This window comes from Streptomyces sp. NPDC015032, assembly GCF_043080425.1.
In the GTDB taxonomy this organism is placed as follows: domain Bacteria; phylum Actinomycetota; class Actinomycetes; order Streptomycetales; family Streptomycetaceae; genus Streptomyces.
Genome location: NZ_JBIBVN010000112.1, coordinates 1 through 1,907, shown reverse-complemented (window position 1 = coordinate 1,907; position 1,907 = coordinate 1). Strand labels below are relative to the sequence as shown.

At 70.5% G+C, this 1,907-nt stretch carries 2 protein-coding genes; both read left to right on the top strand.

All coding sequences use genetic code 11. The annotated features are described in order from the left end of the window. Nucleotides 1-765 (top strand): 3-beta hydroxysteroid dehydrogenase (locus ACF08M_RS41585; RefSeq protein WP_392190515.1); only part of this gene is annotated, 765 nt, incomplete at its 5' end. Nucleotides 766-899: 134 nt separating this feature from the next. Then, nucleotides 900-1,748: an NAD(P)H-binding protein gene (locus ACF08M_RS41580; RefSeq protein WP_392190514.1), complete on the top strand. Its 849-nt coding sequence runs from the start codon at nt 900-902 to the stop codon at nt 1,746-1,748. The last annotated feature ends 159 nt before the right edge of the window (nt 1,749-1,907 follow it).

Genomic DNA, 1,907 nt, shown 5'->3' with positions numbered 1-1,907 from the left:
GCCGAGGCGGCCGGCGCGGAGCCTCTCCGGGGAGCTCTCGCCGATCTGGACGTCCTTCGCTCCGGCGCCGCTCAGGCCGACGGGGTGATCCACCTGGCATTCGCCAACGATTTCAGCAGCCCCGACGCCGTCGCCAAGGCGGTTGCCGAGGAGAGTGCCGCCCTCGCGACCCTCGGCGAGGAACTCGTCGGCAGCGACCGGCCCCTGGTCACCTGCTCGGGTACGCCCCATGTGACGGGCCGTGCCTCCACCGAGGCCGACCCGCTGCCGACCGACGGGCCGGTCGGTGGTCGTGGCCGCGCCGTCACGGCGGTCCTGGGCCTGGCCTCGCGCGGGGTCCGGAGCACGGCCGTACGCCTGCCGCGCACGGTCCACGACCAGGGCACGGGAGGGTTCGCCAGCTTGCTGACCGACATCGCACGCCGGACCGGAGTGTCCGGCTATCCGGGCGACGGCACACAGCGCTGGCCGGCCGTGCACGCGCTCGACGCGGCAGTCCTCTTCCGGCTCGCGCTGGAACAGGCGGAAGCCGGCACCTCCTGGCACGCCGTGGCCGACGAGGGAGACCGGGTGCGTGACATCGCCGCGGTCATCGGCCGACGGCTGGGCCTGCCGGTCGAGTCGGTGCCATCGCAGACGTACGGCCCTCTCGGCCCGATCTTCGCGAACGACCAGCCCTCGTCCAGCGCCCGCACCCGGCAGACCCTCGGCTGGGAGCCGAAGCACCTCAGCCTCCTGGAGGACCTGGAGAACATCCAGCCCTGAGCGGCGACCGGAGGGCCCGCCTACGGCGCTCGCACCGACAACGGCAGACCCTCACCCCCACCCACTCGGCATCGCCGCTGTGCGGCCATTCACATCCACAACCAACAGGTCCACACCCAATAGGAGGCCCCATCATGGTGGCAGTTGTCTTCGGCGCTCGCGGTAACGTCGCTCGTCACGTGGCCGATGGCCTGCTGGCCGCCGGTGAGCAGGTCAGAGCAGTCAGCAGGACCCCAGCCTCGGGCTCGACGCCCGGGTGGGAGGCCGTCGCCGCCGACCTGGACCGTCCCGAGACGCTGCCCGCGGCGCTCGACGGCGCCGACAAGATGTTCCTGTACGGAATGCTCGACCCCCAGAAGCCCTACGACATCGAGAAGGTCGCTGCGGTGGCCACGGCCGCGGGGATCCGGCAGGTGGTCCTGCTCTCGTCAGTCTCGGTCGTGAACCACGACGCCGACCACCCGGTCCCCCGCCTGAACCGCACGATCGAGCAGGCCATCCAACGGTCCGGCATGGACTGGACGTTCGTCAGGCCAGGGACGTTCGCGATCAACACCCGCACCTGGTGGGCAGAATCGATCCGCACGGACAACGTCGTCCGTCTTCCCTATCCGCTCGCACAGTCGGCGCCGGTGCACGAGAAGGACATCGCGGCGCTTGCGGTGACCGCCCTGACCGAACCGGGTCACTCGCACCAGGCATACACCGTCTACGGAGCCGAGTCCCTGACCCTGCAACGACAGGTCGAGTACATCGGCGAGGCCCTCGGCCGCCGCATCCGGGTCGAACACGTCTCCGATGAGCAGGCTCGCGCGGACGTGGGCAGAACAATGCATCCTGTCGTGGCCGAGGCGATCGTGAGTCAGTGGGCCGCTGCCGACGGCGTCCCGGCCCTGACCTCCGTCATCGCCGAAAAGATCACCGGCACGCCGGCGCACAAATACGCACAGTGGGCCGTCGACCACGCCGACGACTTCCGCTGAGCTTGCCGGACGGCGTGCTCGACCGTTCCGGCCGGCTTCGGGGACACTTTGTCTCCGTCCCGGGCTGCGGCGAGTACAGGCGCTCCTCCCATGAGCAGATCCAGGGCCGGTGCGGTAGCGGCGGCTCCGGACAGCAGGATGAAGGAGCGTCGGTGCATG

Coding starts and splice junctions, on each gene's coding strand:
- ACF08M_RS41580 (WP_392190514.1), top strand. CDS start 900: ATGGTGGCAGTTGTCTTCGGCGCTCGCGGTAACGTCGCTCGTCACGTG.